Source organism: Streptomyces sp. NPDC058307, assembly GCF_042880295.1.
In the GTDB taxonomy this organism is placed as follows: domain Bacteria; phylum Actinomycetota; class Actinomycetes; order Streptomycetales; family Streptomycetaceae; genus Streptomyces.
Genome location: NZ_JBHVYZ010000014.1, coordinates 67,146 through 84,104 on the forward strand (window position 1 = coordinate 67,146; position 16,959 = coordinate 84,104).

General features: G+C 73.8%; 9 protein-coding genes. 1 reads left to right on the top strand and 8 read right to left on the bottom strand.

The genetic code is table 11. From position 1 onward, the window contains the following. Both ACFVYN_RS13130 and ACFVYN_RS13135 read right to left on the bottom strand, forming a co-directional pair. Positions 1–1,000 (bottom strand): glycoside hydrolase family 3 protein (locus tag ACFVYN_RS13130; protein WP_389996958.1); only part of this gene is annotated, 1,000 nt, incomplete at its 3' end. A gap of 65 nt (positions 1,001–1,065) precedes the next feature. After that, positions 1,066–2,142 (bottom strand): N-acetylglucosamine kinase, encoded by a 1,077-nt coding sequence (locus ACFVYN_RS13135; protein ID WP_389996781.1) that lies wholly within the window; start codon positions 2,140–2,142, stop codon positions 1,066–1,068. 15 nt (positions 2,143–2,157) lie between these two features. On the opposite strand from ACFVYN_RS13135, the gene ACFVYN_RS13140 reads away from it, so the two are divergent. Further along, positions 2,158–3,423 carry a glycosyl hydrolase gene (locus tag ACFVYN_RS13140; protein WP_389996784.1) on the top strand — a complete coding sequence of 422 codons (1,266 nt, stop codon included), beginning with the start codon at positions 2,158–2,160 and terminating at the stop codon, positions 3,421–3,423. Between the two features lie 57 nt (positions 3,424–3,480). Here ACFVYN_RS13140 and ACFVYN_RS13145 read toward each other — a convergent pair whose 3' ends face one another. The 6 genes from ACFVYN_RS13145 to ACFVYN_RS13170 form a co-directional block, all read right to left on the bottom strand. Beyond that, complete coding sequence (locus ACFVYN_RS13145; RefSeq protein WP_389996787.1) at positions 3,481–4,965, bottom strand: glycoside hydrolase family 3 N-terminal domain-containing protein; 1,485 nt, start codon at positions 4,963–4,965, stop codon at positions 3,481–3,483. A 56-nt stretch (positions 4,966–5,021) separates the two neighbouring features. Next, entirely contained in the window at positions 5,022–6,497 is a 1,476-nt protein-coding gene (locus ACFVYN_RS13150) for a tryptophan 7-halogenase (RefSeq protein ID WP_389996790.1), read from the bottom strand. Positions 6,498–6,526: 29 nt separating this feature from the next. Next, the gene (locus ACFVYN_RS13155) at positions 6,527–14,377 is read right to left on the bottom strand and encodes an SDR family NAD(P)-dependent oxidoreductase (protein WP_389996793.1); all 7,851 of its coding nucleotides are present in this window, start codon (positions 14,375–14,377) and stop codon (positions 6,527–6,529) included. Positions 14,378–14,508: 131 nt separating this feature from the next. Next, on the bottom strand, positions 14,509–14,916 hold the full coding sequence (gene msrB, locus ACFVYN_RS13160) for a peptide-methionine (R)-S-oxide reductase MsrB (RefSeq protein ID WP_389996796.1): 408 nt from the start codon (positions 14,914–14,916) through the stop codon (positions 14,509–14,511). Positions 14,917–14,929: 13 nt separating this feature from the next. Then, entirely contained in the window at positions 14,930–16,321 is a 1,392-nt protein-coding gene (gene murC, locus ACFVYN_RS13165; protein WP_389996799.1) for a UDP-N-acetylmuramate--L-alanine ligase, read from the bottom strand. A gap of 71 nt (positions 16,322–16,392) precedes the next feature. Further along, complete coding sequence (locus ACFVYN_RS13170) at positions 16,393–16,866, bottom strand: indole-3-glycerol phosphate synthase (protein WP_389996802.1); 474 nt, start codon at positions 16,864–16,866, stop codon at positions 16,393–16,395. Positions 16,867–16,959 lie beyond the last annotated feature (93 nt).

The window sequence follows — 16,959 nt, forward strand, 5'->3', positions numbered from 1 at the left end:
CGGCGTCGAGGACGCTCTCCTTGACCAGTCCTCGCTCGACCGCCTCCTCCAGGTGGGTGAAGCCCTCGTCCCAAAGGCTCAGATCCACACCGGAGTTGAGGGCGAGCACCCCAGCGGAGACCTTGTCGCCGGTGATCCGGGCCAGCCGGTCGACGGCGAGGCCGTCCGCCATGACGAGCCCGTCGAAGCCCCACTCCTCGCGCAACAGCCCGGTGAGCAGGGCGCGGTTGCCGGAGCAGGGCATGCCGTCGACCTCGTTGTACGCGGCCATGACGGCAGCGGCGCCCGCGCGGACACCGGCCCGGGCGGCGGGCAGGTGGATCTCGTGCAGCTCACGCCAACCCAGCTCCGACTCCGCGGAGTTGCGGCCGCCGACGGTGGCGCCCTGCCCGGCGAAGTGCTTGAGGACGACGGGCGCCTTGTCGGCGGCGAAGAGCCCGTCCGCGCAGGCGCCCTGCATTCCCCGGACCAACGCCTCCGTCAGCCGGGCCGCGAGGTACGGGTCCTCGCCGAAGCACTCCTCCGTGCGGCCCCAGCGCGGGTCGCGGGAGATGTCCAGCGCGGGGACGAGGGCCACATGGCCGCCACGGGCCCGGAGTTCGGCCGCGGCGTGGGCGGCGGCACGCTCGTACAGGTCGGGGTCCCAGGTGGCGCCGATCGCCAGGTTGACCGGGAGGACGGTGCCGTCGAGGGCCATGAGACCGTGCGGGACCTCCTCGACGAACAGCGCGGGGATGCCGAGCCGGCTCCGGTCCACGACATGCCGCTGCACCAGCTCGGCGAGGGCGGCCCCGTCCCGCGCGCCGGGTCCGTTCCCGTGGTCCATCCCGGACCAGGCGTCGGCGCGCTGGAGGCCGTACAGGGCGCCGAGCCCCTCGAAGCGGTCGGTCTCGGCGTAGAGGGCCTCGGTGAGTTCGAAGCCGCCGTCGGGGGTGCGGCGGTAGGCGTCCCAGCCGTACATCCGCTGGTTGAGCTGGCCGGCCTTCTCGCGCAGGGTCATCCGGGACAGCAGGTCCCGGACGCGGGCGTCGAGCGGGGCGGTGGCGTCGCGGTACAGGGCATCGCTCACGACCGGTGCGCCAGCCGTGCGAGGGCGACCGCGCCGGGGCAGCCGTCGGCCACCCAGTCCAGGGTCAGACCGTGCGCGTGCAGCCGTTCGGCCAACGGGGCGGTGAGCGGCCCCTTGGGACCCAGGAGCCCGCCCGTGGCGACGATCCGCTCACCGGGGTGGGGGTCCAGCGCCCGTACGGTCTCCAGCAGGTGGTCCGCCGCCTCGCTCAGGATCGCCTCGGCCACGGCGTCCTTCTCGGCGGCCGCCTCGGCGACCAGCGGGGCGAAGCGGGCCAGCCGGATCGGCGGATCGGCCATGACGGCGGGCAGCAGATGGCGGCGGAAGTCCTCACGCCGGGCGCGTTCCCAGCCGGGGACGCCGGTGGGGTGGGACGCGGTACCGCTCGGCAGGACGGTGCCGCCACGGTCGTAGGAAGGGATTCCGCCCTTCGGGAGGACGTCGACCGGCAGGTCCAGGGCGTGGCCGAGCCGGCCGGCGAGGACGGTCGGACGGCCGCGGCCGTCGGCCATGCGCAGGGCGGCGCGGACCGCGCTGCGGCCGATCCAGAAGCCGCTGCCCTCGTCGCCGAGGAGCCAGCCGTCGCCGTCCACAGTGGTCGTGGCGTGCCGGTCGGCGATGCGCATGGCGACCGCGCCCGTGCCCGCGACCAGGGCGAGGCCCTCGGTGGGGGTACCGGGGGCGGCGGCGAAGGCGGCCTCGATGTCGCTGCAGACCCCGATCCGGCCGGTCGGGACGGCGAGGCGGCGCAGGGCCTCGGTGAGGGCGGTGCGGGCCCTGCCGGTGCCGGGATCGTCGTCGGAGGCCGCCGTGGCGCCCGCGAAACCGCCGGTCACGGCCACGACCCGGGCGCGTGCCTCCTCGGGCAGCACTCGGGCGAGCGTCTCGGTGAGGTGGTCGGTGAGCTGCGGGACCGGAACCGTCATGGCGTTGCCGGGACCGCCGGTGCTCTCGCCCAGCACGCGACCGTCGTCGGCGGCGGCGAGGACCGCACGGGTGCGGGTGCCGCCGGCGTCGAGACCAATGACCAGGTCGCGCCCGTCACGCCGTTCATGGTTCAAATCATTACCCATCGATGACTATGGTGATTGATACATTCGTGCAGGACAAGGGCCCGGCCCGAGGAGGATCCCATTCGCACGCTCCGCTTCGGCGTCAACTACACGCCCCGCCACGGCTGGTTCCACGCCTGGCACGACTTCGATCCGGCCCGCACCCGCGAGGATCTGGACCGGATAGCCGGGCTCGGCCTCGACCACGTCCGGGTCTTCCACCTCTGGCCGCTCCTGCAGCCCAATCGCACGCTGATCCGCACCGCCGCCGTGGACCAGCTGGCGCAGCTGGTCGACCTGGCCGCCGAGGCGGGCCTCGACGTGCTGGTGGACGGCGTCCAGGGCCATCTGTCGAGCTTCGACTTCTACCCGGAGTGGACCCGCAGCTGGCACCACCGCAACGTCTTCACCGACCCGGAGGCGATCGACGCCCAGGCGGACCTGCTGCGCACCCTCGGCCGCGCCCTCGCCGACCGCCCGAACCTCATCGGCCTCCAGCTGGGCAACGAGCTCAACAACCTCGTCGAGCACAACCCGGTGACCGCGGCGGAGGTCGACCACTACCTGGACTCCCTGCTGACGGCCGCCCGGGAGGGCCTCGGCACGGACGGCGGCCTGGTCACGCACTCCGCCTACGACGCGGCCTGGTACGGCGACGACCACCCCTTCACCCCAGAGGCCTCCGCCCGCAAGGGAGACGTCACCACCGTCCACCCGTGGGTCTTCTCCGGCGGCTGCGCCCAGCTCTACGGGCCCCGCTCCCCTCAGGTCCTGCACCTCGCCGAGTACGGCACGGAACTCGCCAAGGCCTACGCCGAGGACCCCTCGCGCCCCGTCTGGATCCAGGAGACGGGCGCCCCCGAACCCCACATCCCGGCCGCCGACGCCCCGCACTTCGCCCGCGAGACCATCCTGAACGCGTCGGGCTGCGCGGACCTGTGGGGTGTGACGTGGTGGTGCTCCCACGACGTGGACCGGTCACTGGCGGACTTCCCGGAACTGGAGTACACGCTGGGGCTGTTCGACGCGGAGGGGCGGCCCAAGCCGATCGCGGAGGCGGTGGCGGCGACGGTGGCGGAACTCCGGGCGGCCCCTCTGGCCGCCCTGCCCCGCAACACGGCCTTGGTCCTGGACTGCACGCCGTCCACGCGATCGGTGTCGGGACCGGGCGGGGCGTACTTCGAGGAGTGGACGCGGTTGCGCCAGCAGGGGGTGCGTCCTGCGGTGGTGCTGGCGGAACGGGCGGAGGACGAGGCCTACCTGGCGTCGAGGGGAATCACGGAGCTCATACGAATCCCGTGAAGGTAAGCGCTTCTAGGGGCGCGGGGAACGACGCGACCAGCCCCCACCGGCCCGCACTTACCGCGAAGCGTTGAGTGCTTCAGCCACCGCCCGCAAATTCACCTTCCCCCGCCCGTAAGAACAGACCGCCCCCTCCTCCGGCAGCCCCGTCGCCACCCGCACCACCCCCGGCCGCCGTGCCACCAGTTCGTCCCGCATGCGGGCCTGCCACGGATACAGCCCCGCATCACACGTGGCCACGACCAGCGGCGCACTCCCGGCCTTGGCCAGGATCACCTCGACGAGCGCGGCGGGATCCGCCGGCTCCCCCGCGACCGCCGTCCCCGTAGCCGTCGGATCAACGGCCAGCACCTCGGTCAGCAGATCCTCCCCACCCCAGTTCAGCGCAGGATGCGGCGCCGGAAACAGGTCCACGACATGCGCCCCCCGCACACCCGCCCGCGCACCCGCCGGAGGCACCCGCACCGCCCGCCGAGCCGCCTCCAGCCCCGCCCCTTCGTCCCATACGGCGACCTCGCCCCCCGGCGTCGCATACCGCTCCACCAGCCGCTGCACCCGCCCCGCCGCCTCCCGGATCCGTTCCTCCCCCAGCACCCCGTCCCGCAACGCCTCCAGCACCGCGTCCCGGCACTCGAGGGTCACCCGCAGATCCGCCACGGCGACGATGACCTGGTCCGCCCCGGCGGCGAGGGCGATCCGCGCCCCGGCGGCCTCCCCGTACAGGTCCGCGATCGACTTCATCTCCAGCGCGTCGCTGACCAGCACCCCGTCGAAGTCGAGCTCGTGCCGCAGCAGATCCCCGAGGATGCGCCGGCTGAGGGTGGCCGGCCGGTTGGCGTCCAGCGCCGGAAACACGACATGCGCGCTCATCAGCATCGGCACGCCCGCGGCGATCGCGGCCCGGAAGGGACCGAGGTCGAGGGCGTCGTACGGCCGCGGGTCGACGGCGAGTTCGTGGTGGCTGTCGGTGAGCGTGCCGCCGTGTCCCGGGAAGTGCTTGGCGCAGGAGGCGATGCCGCGTGCCTCGGTGGCCGTGATCCAGGCGCTCAGGTGCCGGGCGACCAGCTCGGGGTCGGAGCCGAAGGCGCGGGTGCGCACGATCGGGTTGCCGGACTCCCGCTGGACGTCGGCGACGGGGGCGTAGGAGGCGGTGATGCCGAGGGTGGCCAGGTGGCCGGCGAGGGCGTCGGCGCAGCGGGCGGTGAGGGCCGGGTCGTCGACGACGCCGAGGGCGTAGGAGCCGGGAACCTCCGGGGCGCCCGCGGCGACCAGGTGCCCGATGCCGCCGCCCTCGTTGTCGATGGCGACCAGCAGGTCGGGGCGCAGGGCCCGCAGGGTGTCGGTGAGGCGGCGCACCTGTTCCGCGTCGCGCACGTTGCGGGTGAACAGGATGACCCCGCCGAGCCCGCGGTCGATGAGCCGCTTCAGGGTGTCGGGGACGGCCGTGGTGCCTTCGAACCCGGCGACGAGACAGCGGTGGGCGGCCTCGTCGAGGTCGACGGGGAGGGCGGTGCGGGCAGACGGGTACTCGGTAGGGGTCACCCCCGGAATCCTCTGGCTCGCTCAGCCGAAAGTCAACAGACCAGTGGTTCGGCCATTCACAGCCCCCGCTCCCAGCCAAGACCGTCGGCGGAGGCGACCAGGTGTCCCGGCGCGGCGGGCGCGGTGTCGTCCAGAGGGCCGCCGTAGAGGGCCTGTTCCTGGAGGTCGTTGCCGGTCCGGAAGGTCTCGCCGACGACCCGCGTGGACAGCAGCGGGTTCGTCCGGTCGTCCGAGGTGGCCAACCGGCCCACCGCGCCGTCCAGTTCGGCCGCCGCGGCACTCCACTGGGCCCCGAACCGCGCCGGTCCCAGCACCGCCGCATCACCCGAGACCAGACCGCCCGCGAGCTCGGCGAAGGCGGCCACCTCGGTGCTGTCCACCTTCGTGACCTTCTTCGCGGACCAGAAGTACGACTGGTCGTTGCGCTCCATGTCGTAGAAGGCGACGAGGAACTCGTAGAACACCCCGTACTCGCGCCGGTAGCGGGCTTCGAACTCGGCGAAGCCGCGTTCCTCGGGCACACTGCCGTCGAGTGCGGAGTTGACCGCACGGGCCGCCAACAGGGCTCCGTACGTGGCCAGATGGACCCCGGAGGACAGCACCGGGTCCACGAAGCAGGCGGCGTCGCCGACGAGCGCCATGCCGGGCGTCCAGAAGGACGTGTTCCAGTACGACCAGTCCTTGCGCACCCGCACCCGGTCGTACGGCGGCTCGGTCGCGGCGGGCACTCCGTCGAGCAGCTCGGCGACCTCCGGACAGGCCCGGATCAGGTCCTGCCAGGCGGCTCGCGGATCCCGTTGGACGGCCGGGTGGTGCTCGGGCGAGATCACGGCGCCGACGCTGGTCAGGTCGTCGCGCAGCGGGATGTACCAGAGCCAGCCGGCGTCGAACGCGGCACAGAAGATGTTGCCCCGGTTCGGCTCGGGCAGCCGGCGTCCGCCCGCGAAGTACCCGAACACGGCGAGGTTGCGGAAGAAGTCGGAGTAGACGCGCGTCCCGCCCACCCCGGAGTGGACCCGGCTGGTGTTCCCGGACGCATCGATGACGTGACGGCCGTATGCGGTACGTGCGTTGCCGTCTCCGTCGGTGTACTCGACCCCGCGCACCCGCTCGTCGTCGGCGACGATCCGGCGCACCTGGCTGCTCTCGCGGACCTCGGCGCCGACGCGGGCGGCGTTGCGCAGCAGGATCTCGTCGAACCGGGAGCGCTCCACCTGGAAGGCCGTCGCGGTGGGTTCGGGCAACCGGGGTGTCATGGAGAAGGAGAACTGCCACGGCTTCGGGTCGCGCCCCCAGCGCAGGGTCCCGCCGCGCTTGAGGGTGAACCCGGCCTCGGCGACCTCGTCGGCGACACCGAGGATGCCGCACAGGCCGTGCACGGTCGCCGGCAGCAGCGACTCGCCGATCTGGTACCTCGGGAAGGTCTCCCGCTCCAGCAGCAGCACCCGGTGTCCGCGCATCGCGACGGCGGCCGCGGCGGTCGAGCCGGCCGGCCCGCCACCGACGACGATCAGGTCGTACTCGGGGTCCATCGGGCAACTCCCCTTCGCTCGTGGGACGGTCACTTCGTCAGCCAGGCGCGGATCGCCGCGGCCGTGGAGTCGGCGTCCTGGTGGACGACGGAGTAGTGGTCGCCGGGGACGTCGACGGTGTCGTGGGGCAGCGGCCAGTGCGGCGGCCAGTCCCCGTCGGGGTCGGCGCGTCGCATCTCGGCGGTCGGCCGGCCGCGCAGCAGCAGCGTCGGCACGGGCGGGGAGCCCGGGACCGTCTTCGGCTGCCATCCTTCGAGAACACGCGCATAGCCACCGCCCGCGATCAGCAACGAGTCGTCGAACGCCTCGACCACGTCCTCCGGCAGGGCGGCACCGGCGGCCATCAGGGCGAGTGCACGGGTGTCTCCGCGCTGGAGGACGCCCGCGTGGGAGTCGACCAGGACGACACCGGCCGGCGGCACACCGTCGGCCGCCAGTCGGCGTGCCACCTCGTGGGCGATCACGCCGCCGGCGCAGTAGCCGACCAGGACGACAGGACCGCCCCGGGCGATCTCGCGGACCATGTCGGCGTGCGCCCGCGCCAGCGTCTCCATCGAGTCGGGTACCGCCCTGCGGACGCCGAACCCGGGGTGTTCCAGCAGGTACACGTCCCGTTCCCCGTCGAACTGTTCGGCCAGTCCGGTGGGGACACGGTGGAAGGGGGCGAGGTAGTCGGGGAGGTAGACGAGCGCCGCGGCGCTTTTGCCGGTGGCGGCGCCGGTCAGTCGGACGGGTTCGACGGCATACCGGGCGCGGTCGGCCGCGGTGAAGGACGGCAGGGCGTACGAGGCGACGTACCGCAGGGTCATCGCCTCCAGCGGGCCCCGCTCGCGCAGGACGCGGTGGTAGAGGGTGGTGAACCGGTAGTCGGGCGAGGTTGCTTGATCCGCCGTCTCTGTCTCCGTCGTCGGGGTGTCCGCCGGCTCCGGCAGCGCACCCGCCTTCCCCAACGCGGTGAGGAGGTGCGCCGACAGCCCCTCCAGCGTCGGGTGTTCGAGCACGACCGTCGGTGCCAGCCGCACCCGGGTGAACGCGCTGAGCCGGTTGCGGAACTGGAGGGCCGTCAGCGAGTCGAAGCCGAGCTGTCCGAACTCCCGGTCGGCGGGGAACGCGTCCGCGTCGGGGAATCCGAGCACCGCCGCCAGTTCGGCGCGGAGCAGACCGGCCAGGACGGCCTCGCGGTCGGCCTCGGGGGTCACGGCGAGCCTCTTGCGCCAGGCGCCGGGAGCCTGGTCGGCCGCCGGTGACACGGTGACCGGCGCCGGGCGCGCCGGATACAGGTCCGCGAGCAGCGGCAGCGGCGAGCCGCTCTGTGCTGCGCGGGCGAACGGCACGGGCACCAGCACCGGTGCCGCCGTGCGCAGTGCGGAGTCCAGCAGTTCGACGCCCTCCGGCTCGGTGATGGCGGGCACCCCGTCCCCGGCCAGCAGGTGCGGCGCGACCCGGCCCGCCATGCCGCCGTCGTCGTGGGCGGTGGTCCAGGGGCCCCAGGCGAGGGACCGCGCGGGCAGCCCGCGGGCGGTCCGGTACTCGGCGAGTGCGTCGAGGAAGCCGTTGGCGGCGGCGTAGTTGGACTGTCCCGGCCGGCCCAGCATTCCGGCGGCCGAGGAGTACAGCACGAACGCGGCCAGTCCCAGGCCCGCGGTCGCCTCGTGCAGATGCCAGGCGGCGTCCGCCTTGGGCGCCAGCACTTCGGCCACCCGCTCTGGCGTCATGCCGTCCACCACACCGTCGGCCACCACTCCGGCGAGATGGAACACGCCGGTCAAGGGCGGATCGCAGGACGCGACCAGCGCGTCGACGGCGGCCCGGTCGCTCACGTCACAGGCCACCACCCGTACGTCCGCTCGGAGTTCGGCGGCCCAGTCCGGAGTACGGCCGCCACGGCTCGCCAACAGCAGGTGCCGCGCCCCGCGTTCGGCCACGAGATACCGGGCGAGGCTCGCGCCGAGCGCTCCGGTGCCGCCGGTGATCAGCACAGTGCGGTCGGGATCGAGGGCGGTGGGAGCGGCGGTCGCGGGGCCCGTGGCGACCAGCCTGGGGACCAGGACCGTGCCTCCGTGCACGGCGAGTTGGGGTTCTCCGGTGCGCAGAGCCGCGTCCAATACCGCGCGCGTCAGGGTGCCGCCGCGGACGTCGATCTGCACGATCCGGCCGGGGTGCTCGGACTGGGCGCTGCGCACCAGCCCGGCCACCGCGGCCTGCGCCGGGTCCGGATCGTCCCCGGTGGCGTGGTGGGTGAGCACCAGCAGACGGCCCGGACGGGTATCGGCGACCCACTCGCGTACCCGGGCGAGGGCAGCCGTGACGAGCTCCCGGACCCGGCCCGGCATGTCCTCGTCCGCCTTGGCCAACAGATCTGCGGTGTCGAGGAGTTCATGCTCGGTGCCGGTGTGGCCACCCTCCCCAGCAGGCCGCCAGTCCACCTTGTACAGCTCCACCGGGCGGACCTTCGTCACCCGGGTGACCAGGGACTCGACGGTGGCGAGGGGCCGTCCGTCGACACCGGTCAGCGTCACCCGTACCTCGTCGGCGCCCAGCCGCTCCAGTCGTACCCGCGCGGCGGTGGCGCCCCTCGCGTGCACGGTCACGCCGGTGAGGGCGAGCGGAACCCGGGCCTCGTTCGGCCCCTCACCCCGCGCTCCACCCGGCCCCTCACCCCGCGCCTCGCCCGGCCCCTCGGCCAGCAGCGCGGCGTGCAGGGCGGCGTCGAACAGCGCCGGGTGCAGGGTGTACGAGCCGGCGTCCGCCGCCTCCCGCGGCCGCAGCGCCACCTCGGCGAAGATCTCGGCACCGTGCCGCCAGAGCCCGGTGACCGCGCGGAAGGCCCGCCCGTAGTGGTGCCCGTACCCGGCGAGCCGCTGATAGTCGACGGCGACCTCCTCGGCGCCGGCAGGTGGCCACGGCGTGTCCTGAGCGGCCGCGGGAGGTGTGCCGACCGGGGCGAGCACCGCTCCGGCATGGCGGGTCCAGGTCTCTCCCGTTCGCGCCCACACGGTGACCGGACGGTTGCCTGCCTGGTCCGGAGCGTCCGCGACCACCTGGATCGGCAGCTGGTCCGACGCGGGTAGCACCAGCGGCTCGTGGAGGACCAGCTCGGACAGCCGCAGCGGGCCCTGGGCCACGTCTGCCCCCGCCGCCCGCAAAGCGAGCTCGGCGAAGACCGTCGCGGGCACCAGCACCCGGTCGCCGATCACATGGTCCGCGAGCCAGGGCTGCCGCGCGGTGGACAGCGCACCGCTGTAGCGGGTCCCGGGCCCGTCGGCGTCCGGCTGCGCCTCGCCGACCAGCTTCCGCTCGTCACCGCCGTCGTGGTCACGGGCGTCAAGCCAGTAGCGCTGCCGCTGGAAGGGGTACGTCGGCAACGGCCGCCGCCGGGCGCCGGTTCCCGCGTACACGGCCCGCCAGTCCACCGGCACACCATGGACGTGCAGCTCCGCCAGGGCCACGGCCGTCTCGGCAGCGGAGGTGAACAGAACTCCGGAGCCCGGCCCGACGCACTCCTCGGCCGCCGTGCTCAGCGTCACCGACGGCCCCGCCTCGACGTACGCCGTCACTCCGGCGCGCGCCAGCCACTCCACCGCGTCGGCGAACCGCACGGTCTCCCGCGCCTGCCGCACCCAGTACTCGGCGGTCCGGATCGCGTCCGGCTCCGGGCGGCCGGTCAGCGTCGACACCACCGGTACGGACGGCCGGTGGTAGGTAACCGACTCGGCGACCTCCCGCAACCCGTCCAGCATCGGGTCGAGCAGCGGCGAGTGGAAGGCGTGGCTGACCCGCAACCGGGTCGCCGTACGCCCGAGTCGGGCGGCCAGCGCGGACACCGCCTCCTCGTCACCGGACAGCACCACGGACTCGGGACCGTTGACCGCCGCGACGGCGACCCGGGCACCGGGCTCCTCGTCGAGCCGTTTCGCCACGTCCGCAGGCGACGCCCGTACGGCGAACATGGCCCCGCCCTCGGGCAGTTCGGCCATCAGACGGCCCCGCGCGGCGACCAGCCGTACCGCGTCGGCCCGCGAGAACACGCCCGCGATGTGCGCGGCGGCCAGTTCGCCGATCGAGTGGCCGACCAGGAAGTCCGGCCGCACTCCGCAGTCGGCGAGGAGGGTGTGCAGCGCGACCTCGTAGGCGAACAGGGCGGGTTGGGCGTAGTCGGTGCGGTGCAGGAGGTCGCTGTCGGGGTCGTCGATCACCTCGCGCAGGGGCCGGTCGAGCAACGGGGTGAAGGCGTCGCACAGTTCGGTGAAGGCGGCGGCGAACGCGGGGAAACGGGCCGCGAGTTCACGGCCCATGCCGGTCCGCTGGGCGCCCTGGCCCGCGCAGAGCAGCGCCACCTTTGCGGTGCCGCGTGCGGTGCCCTTGCGCAGTGCGGGGCCGTCGGTGCCGTCGGCCAGGTCCCTCAGCCCGGCGAGGAGTCCGTCGGCGCCGGTGGCCAGTACGGCGGCGCGGTGCCGGAGAGGCGCGCGGGTGGTCGCGAGCGAGTAGGCGACATCCAGGGCGGCCGTTTCCCCGCCGATGTCGGCCAACGCGGTCGCCAACTCCCGGGCGTGGGCCCGCAGTCCGGCTTCGTCGCTGCCGCCGACGAGGAACGGGGTAACGGTGCCCGGCCCGGAGCGGACGGTCTCCGGGCGGTCCTCCTCCTCGGCTTCCTCCGGCTCCTCGATGATCACGTGCGCGTTGGTCCCGCCGATCCCGAAGGACGAGACCGCCGCCCGGCGCGGCCGGTCGCGCTCCGGCCAGGGCCGGGCCCGCTCCAGCAGCCGTACCGCGCCGCCGGACCAGTCGACGTGCGGCGAGGGCTGCTCCGCGTACAGCGACCTGGGCAGTTCGCCGTGGCGCATGGCCTCGATCATCTTGATGACGCCGGCCACCCCGGCCGCGGCCTGGGTGTGCCCGAAGTTCGACTTGACCGAGCCGAGCCACACCGGGTCGCCGGGGTCGCGGCCCTGGCCGTAGGTGGCCAGCAGGGCGCCCGCCTCGACGGGGTCGCCGAGCGCGGTCCCGGTGCCGTGGCCCTCGACGACGTCCACATCGGCGCTGTCCAGTCCGGCGTCGGCCAACGCCAGCCGGATCAGCTCCCGTTGGGCCTCGCCGTTGGGGGCGGTGAGCCCGTTGGACGCGCCGTCCTGGTTGACGGCCGAGCCCCGCAGCACGGCCAGGACCGGGTGGCCGTTGCGCCGGGCGTCGGACAGCTTCTCCAGCAGCACCAGGCCGACGCCCTCGGCCCACGCGGTGCCGTCGGCGCCGTCCGCGAAGGACCGGCAGCGGCCGTCCGCCGACAGCCCGCGCTGCCGGCTGAACACCACGAACGGCTTCGGACTGGCCAGTACGGTCACCCCGCCGGCCAGCGCGAGCGTGCACTCGCCCGCGCGCAGCGCCGCGGCGGCCAGGTCCATGGCGACCAGGGAGGACGAGCAGGCGGTGTCGACGGTCAGGGCCGGGCCGCGCAGGCCCAGCACATAGGAGATCCGTCCGGAGGCCACGCTGCCCGCCGACCCGGCGCCGAGGTGCGCCTCCAGCGGGTGCCGCGACGCCCCGCCGCCGTATCCGCCGTGCATCAGGCCGACGTAGACGCCGGTGGCACTGCCACGCAACGCGGGCGCGGGGATGCCCGCCCGCTCCAGCGTCTCCCAGGCGACTTCGAGCAGCAGCCGGTGCTGCGGGTCCGTGGCCGTGGCCTCGCGAGGCGAGATCCCGAAGAACAGCGGGTCGAAGTCGGCCGCGTCGGTGAGGAAGCCACCGCGCCGGGTGTACGTCGTCCCGAGCCGGTCGGGGTCGGGGTGGTACAGGGCGTCGACGTCCCAGCCCCGGTCGGCCGGGAACTCCCCGGTGGCGTCCACCCCGTCGGACACCAGCCGCCAGAGGTCCTCGGGTGAGCGCACCCCACCCGGGTAACGGCAGCCGACGGCCACGATCGCGATCGGCTCGGCGGCGGGGCCGCGGCGCGGGGCCGTGCTCTCGGACCCGGCACCGTGCAGGCGCTCGTCCAGGTGGGCGGCGACCGCGGCGGGCGTGGGATGGTCCCAGACCAGGGTGGCGGGCAGCCGCAGTCCGGTACGGAGGCCGAGCCGGTGCCACAAGGTCATCGCCCCCATGGAGGTGAGACCGAGGTCGGCGAAGGCGGTGTGGGGGTCGATCGCGGAGGCGTCGGTGACGGGTGCCTCGTCGGGGACGGCCGGCGGGGTACTCGCGGATCCGCCCGGGACCGGCGAGAAGTGAGCGGCGACCGGCTCGCCGGCGTGCTCCGGCCCACCGGGCCCGCCCGCCCCGCCGACCGCCGCCGTCTCCGCGCACACCAGCTCGGTCAGCGCCGCCCGGCGCTCCGCCGGGGGCCGGTCGGCGAGCCCCGCGAGGGCCTCCTCCGCCGGGCGGGCGGCAAGCCCCTCGCGGAGGACGGCCCGCCGGGGTTTGCCGGCCGCGGTGCGGGGGATGGCCGGGGTGAACAGGACATCCTCGGGGACCTTGTGCGCGGAGAGCACCTCGGCGCAGGCCCGCAGCAGGGCGCCCGTGTCGAGGGCCGGTTCCCCCGGCACGACGAACGCGACCGGGACCTCGCCGAGCAGCGGATGCGGTCGCGCCACCACGGCCGCGTCCAGCACCCCGGGCAGCCCGCGCAGGACCTGCTCGACCTCGACGGGGTCGACGTTCTCCCCGCCCCGGACGATCCGGTCGTTGGCGCGCCCGGTGACGGTCAGGTACCCGTGCTCGCCGAGCCGCCCCAGGTCACCGGTGCGGTACCAGCCGTCGCCGTCCACCCCGGTCCCGTCGCGGTAGCCGAGCATCACGCCGGGTCCGCGCACCCAGATCTCCCCCTCGGCGCCCACGACCCGCGCCCCGGTGCCGGGATCGACGAGCCGGACCTCCATGCCGGGCAGCACGGCCCCGCTGCTGCCCCGCACCCGCGGGCCCGTCGGCGACTCCATCGCGATCTTGCCGCAGGTCTCGGTGCTGCCGTACCCGTCCAGCAGCGGGGCCCCGAGCCGCGCCTCGACCCGCTCCCGCAGCTCGGGACCGCTCGGTGCCCCGGCGGTGACACACACCCGCAGCGAGGGCACCGCGCCGAGTCCGGCGTCGAGCAACTGCTGGTAGGTGAGCGGCACTCCGCCCAGCACGGTCGGCGCGAACTCCTCGACCAGCCGTACCAGCGCGGCCGGTTCCCGCACCGCGGTGATCCGCGCGCTGCCGCCCGCCACGGTGGTACCGAGGACACAGAGCGAGTGGGCGTAGGTGTGCGCGAGCGGCAGCGGCCAGAGCAGCCGGTCGTCCGCCGAGAGCCCGAGCCGGGGCACATAGCAGGCGACCGGCGACCACAGCGCGGACCGCTGGCTGGCGACCGCGGCCCTGGGGGTGCCCGAGGTGCCGGAGGTGTAGAGCAGCCAGGCGGGCTCGTCCAGACCGAGGTCGTCGCGGGGATCGGGTGAACTGCCGTGCGTCGCAAGGTCGCCGAAGTGCACGATGCCCTCCGGCACCGGCCCCTCCCCGGCCACCACCAGCCGCGGTGACCGCTCCCCGACCACGCTGGCGATCCGCGCCAACTGCCGCCGGTCGACGACCAGTACGTCCGGATCGCAGTCGGCGAGCAGCGCCGCGAGCTCGGCATGGGTGCCCCGCGGACTCAACGGCACCCCGACGGCACCGGCCCGGACCGTGGCGAGCAGCCCCTCCACCAGCTCGACGCTGTTGTCGAGGCAGAACGCCACCCTGGCCCCGCGCCCCACACCGAGCGCGCCCGCCAACCGCCGTGTGCGCAGCTCCAGTCGGGCCCAGTTCACCGCCCGCCGGTCGTCGGCGAAGGCGAGCCTGCCGCCGTACCGCGCGGCGTTCTCGACCAGCAACTCCGACACGGGCCGGACCTCGGACACTGTCCCGACGCGCATCGGGCCTCCTTCTGGATCACCGAGTCCGCACCGTATCCCGCCCGCGCACTCGGCACCGCATCACAAAGAAGGCCTGCATGGCCGGAGTTGACCGGTCGGTGTCCGGAGGACGCCTGACCGGAACCGCGCTGTCAGTCCTCGTCCGCCGTCAACCTGAGCGAGATGCTGTTGATGCAGTACCGCTGGTCGGTGGGGGTCGGATACCCCTCACCCTCGAACACGTGCCCGAGGTGGGAGCCGCAGCGGGCGCAGCGCACCTCCGTCCGGACCATCCCGTGCGAGCGGTCCTGGATCAGTTCGACCGCGTCGGTGTCCTTCGGGTCGTAGAAGCTCGGCCAGCCGCAGTGGGACTCGAACTTCGTGGTGGAGGTGAACAGCTCGGCACCGCAGGCGCGACAGGAGTACACGCCGGTGGTCTTGGTGTTGGTGTACTCACCGGTGAAGGCGGGTTCCGTCCCGGCCTGGCGGAGTACGGCGTACTCGGCCGGGCTCAGCTCCGCTCGCCACTGCTCGTCCGGCTTTTCGACGTCGTACGACATGAAGCTCAGCCCCTTACTTCGCGAGACGGTCCAGGATCAGCGGGCCGAGGTCCGTCACGTCACCCGCGCCCATGGTGAGAACGAGATCACCGGCCTTCGCCATTCCCGCGACCGCCTCGGGCACGTCCGCCTTGTCGTGGACCGGCGTCACGTCCGCGCCCGCGGTCCGCGCCGCCGCGATGATCAGCTCGCTCGTGACCCCGGGGATCGGGTCCTCGCGGGCCGGGTAGATGTCCAGGACCAGCGAGCCGTCCGCGAGCGCGAGGGCCTCGCCCATCTCCCTGCCGAGCTCCTGGGTCCGCGAGAACAGGTGGGGCTGGAAGACGACGAGGATGCGGGCGTCCCCGGCGGCCGCGCGCATGGCCTCCAGGTCCGCCGTCATCTCGGTGGGGTGGTGGGCGTAGGAGTCGATGACCTGCACCCCGGCCGCCTCGCCCTTCAGCTGCAGGCGCCGCTTGACGCCGGTGTAGGCGGCCAGGGCCGGCGCCAGTTCGGCGGCGGGGACGCCGAGCGCCACGCCCGCGGCCAGCGCGGCCACCGCGTTGTGCGCGTAGTGGCGGCCGGGGACGGAGACCGTGAAGGTGAGCTCACTGCCGTCGAGGAGAACGGTGACCTCGCTCTTGAGTCCCTGCGCGACGACCGACAGGACGCGCACGTCGGCGTCCTCGGCGTCGCCGTACGTCACCACGCGCACGCCGCTCGCCGTGACCCGGCGGGTCAGCTCCCGGGCGCCCCCGTGGTCCGCGTTGATCACCAGCGTGCCGCCCTTGGCGATGCGGTCGACGAAGGTCTCGAAGGACTCGTAGATCTCGTCCATCGACGCGTAGTTGGCGTGGTGGTCGAGCTCGACGTTGAGGACGATCGCGACCTCGGGGGCGTACTTGTGGAAGCTGCGGTCCGATTCGTCCGCCTCGGCGACGAAGATCTCGCCCTCGCCGTGCAGCGCGTTCGAGCCGGGGGCGTCCAGGTCGCCGCCGATGGCGTACGACGGCTCCAGGCCCAGCTCGGACAGGGAGACGGCCAGCATCGAGGTCGTGGTCGTCTTCCCGTGCGTCCCGGCGACCGCGATCGGCCGCAGGCCGTCCATCAGCGAGGCGAGGGCGTCGGACCGGTGCACGACCGGGATGCCGAGCTCGGCCGCGCGGGCCAGCTCGGGGTTGTCGGCCCGGATCGCCGAGGACACGACGACACAGGTGGCGTCGGTCGCCAGGTGCTCGGACGCGTGCCCGATGTGCACGGTCGCGCCGAGGGCCCGCAGCGCCTCGGCGGTCGCGGACTCCTTGGCGTCGCTGCCGGCCACCTTCGCGCCGCGCTGCGCGAGGATCTTCGCGATCCCCGACATCCCGGCCCCACCGATCCCGATGAAGTGCGGTCGGTCCATGGCGGTAGGAAGGCCGGGGGCCATGTGGTGTCTCCCTGTGCATACGGCTACGGCGAAGGCCCCAGCTTATTGCCTGCGGCGACCGCGCCCGGTCCCTAGTCCTTGCTGTGCGAGAACAGTTTCAGCACCGGCACGCCCACCTTGTGCCGCGCTCTCGACGCCCAGTCCCGGTGGAAGAACTCCTCCACGTAGTGGGGATCGGTCAGCACGATCACCTCGTCGGCCCCGGTCTCCTCCACCAGCGCCCTGAGCGCGTCCAGCGGATGGTCCTCGATCAGCCGTCCGTCCGCCTCGCTCCCGGAAACCCGCAGCGCCTGCAAGGACACCTCCAGCGCCCGCTCCCCGAAGGGCTTCGCCGCCTCGCCCTCGGGCGTCTCCCGCTCCCGTACGGCCTCGTCCAGCTCGCCCAGCGCCACGTCGTCGATGGCCCGCAGCAGCCGGTCGGCCTGGTCCCCCCGCGGCTGGAGCAGCACATGGAACGCGACCGACTCGTCGCCGTGCAGTGTGGTGACGAACTCCACGTCGGCGGACGTCAGGGCCTTCTCGATCATCAAAACGCTGGTGAACACCGGGCGTCCCCTTCTCTGCGTTCTCTGCGCGCTGCAAAAACCATCCTGCCCCGTGATCGCACGAGTACTGCCGGATTCAGTGTGCCCGCCGGA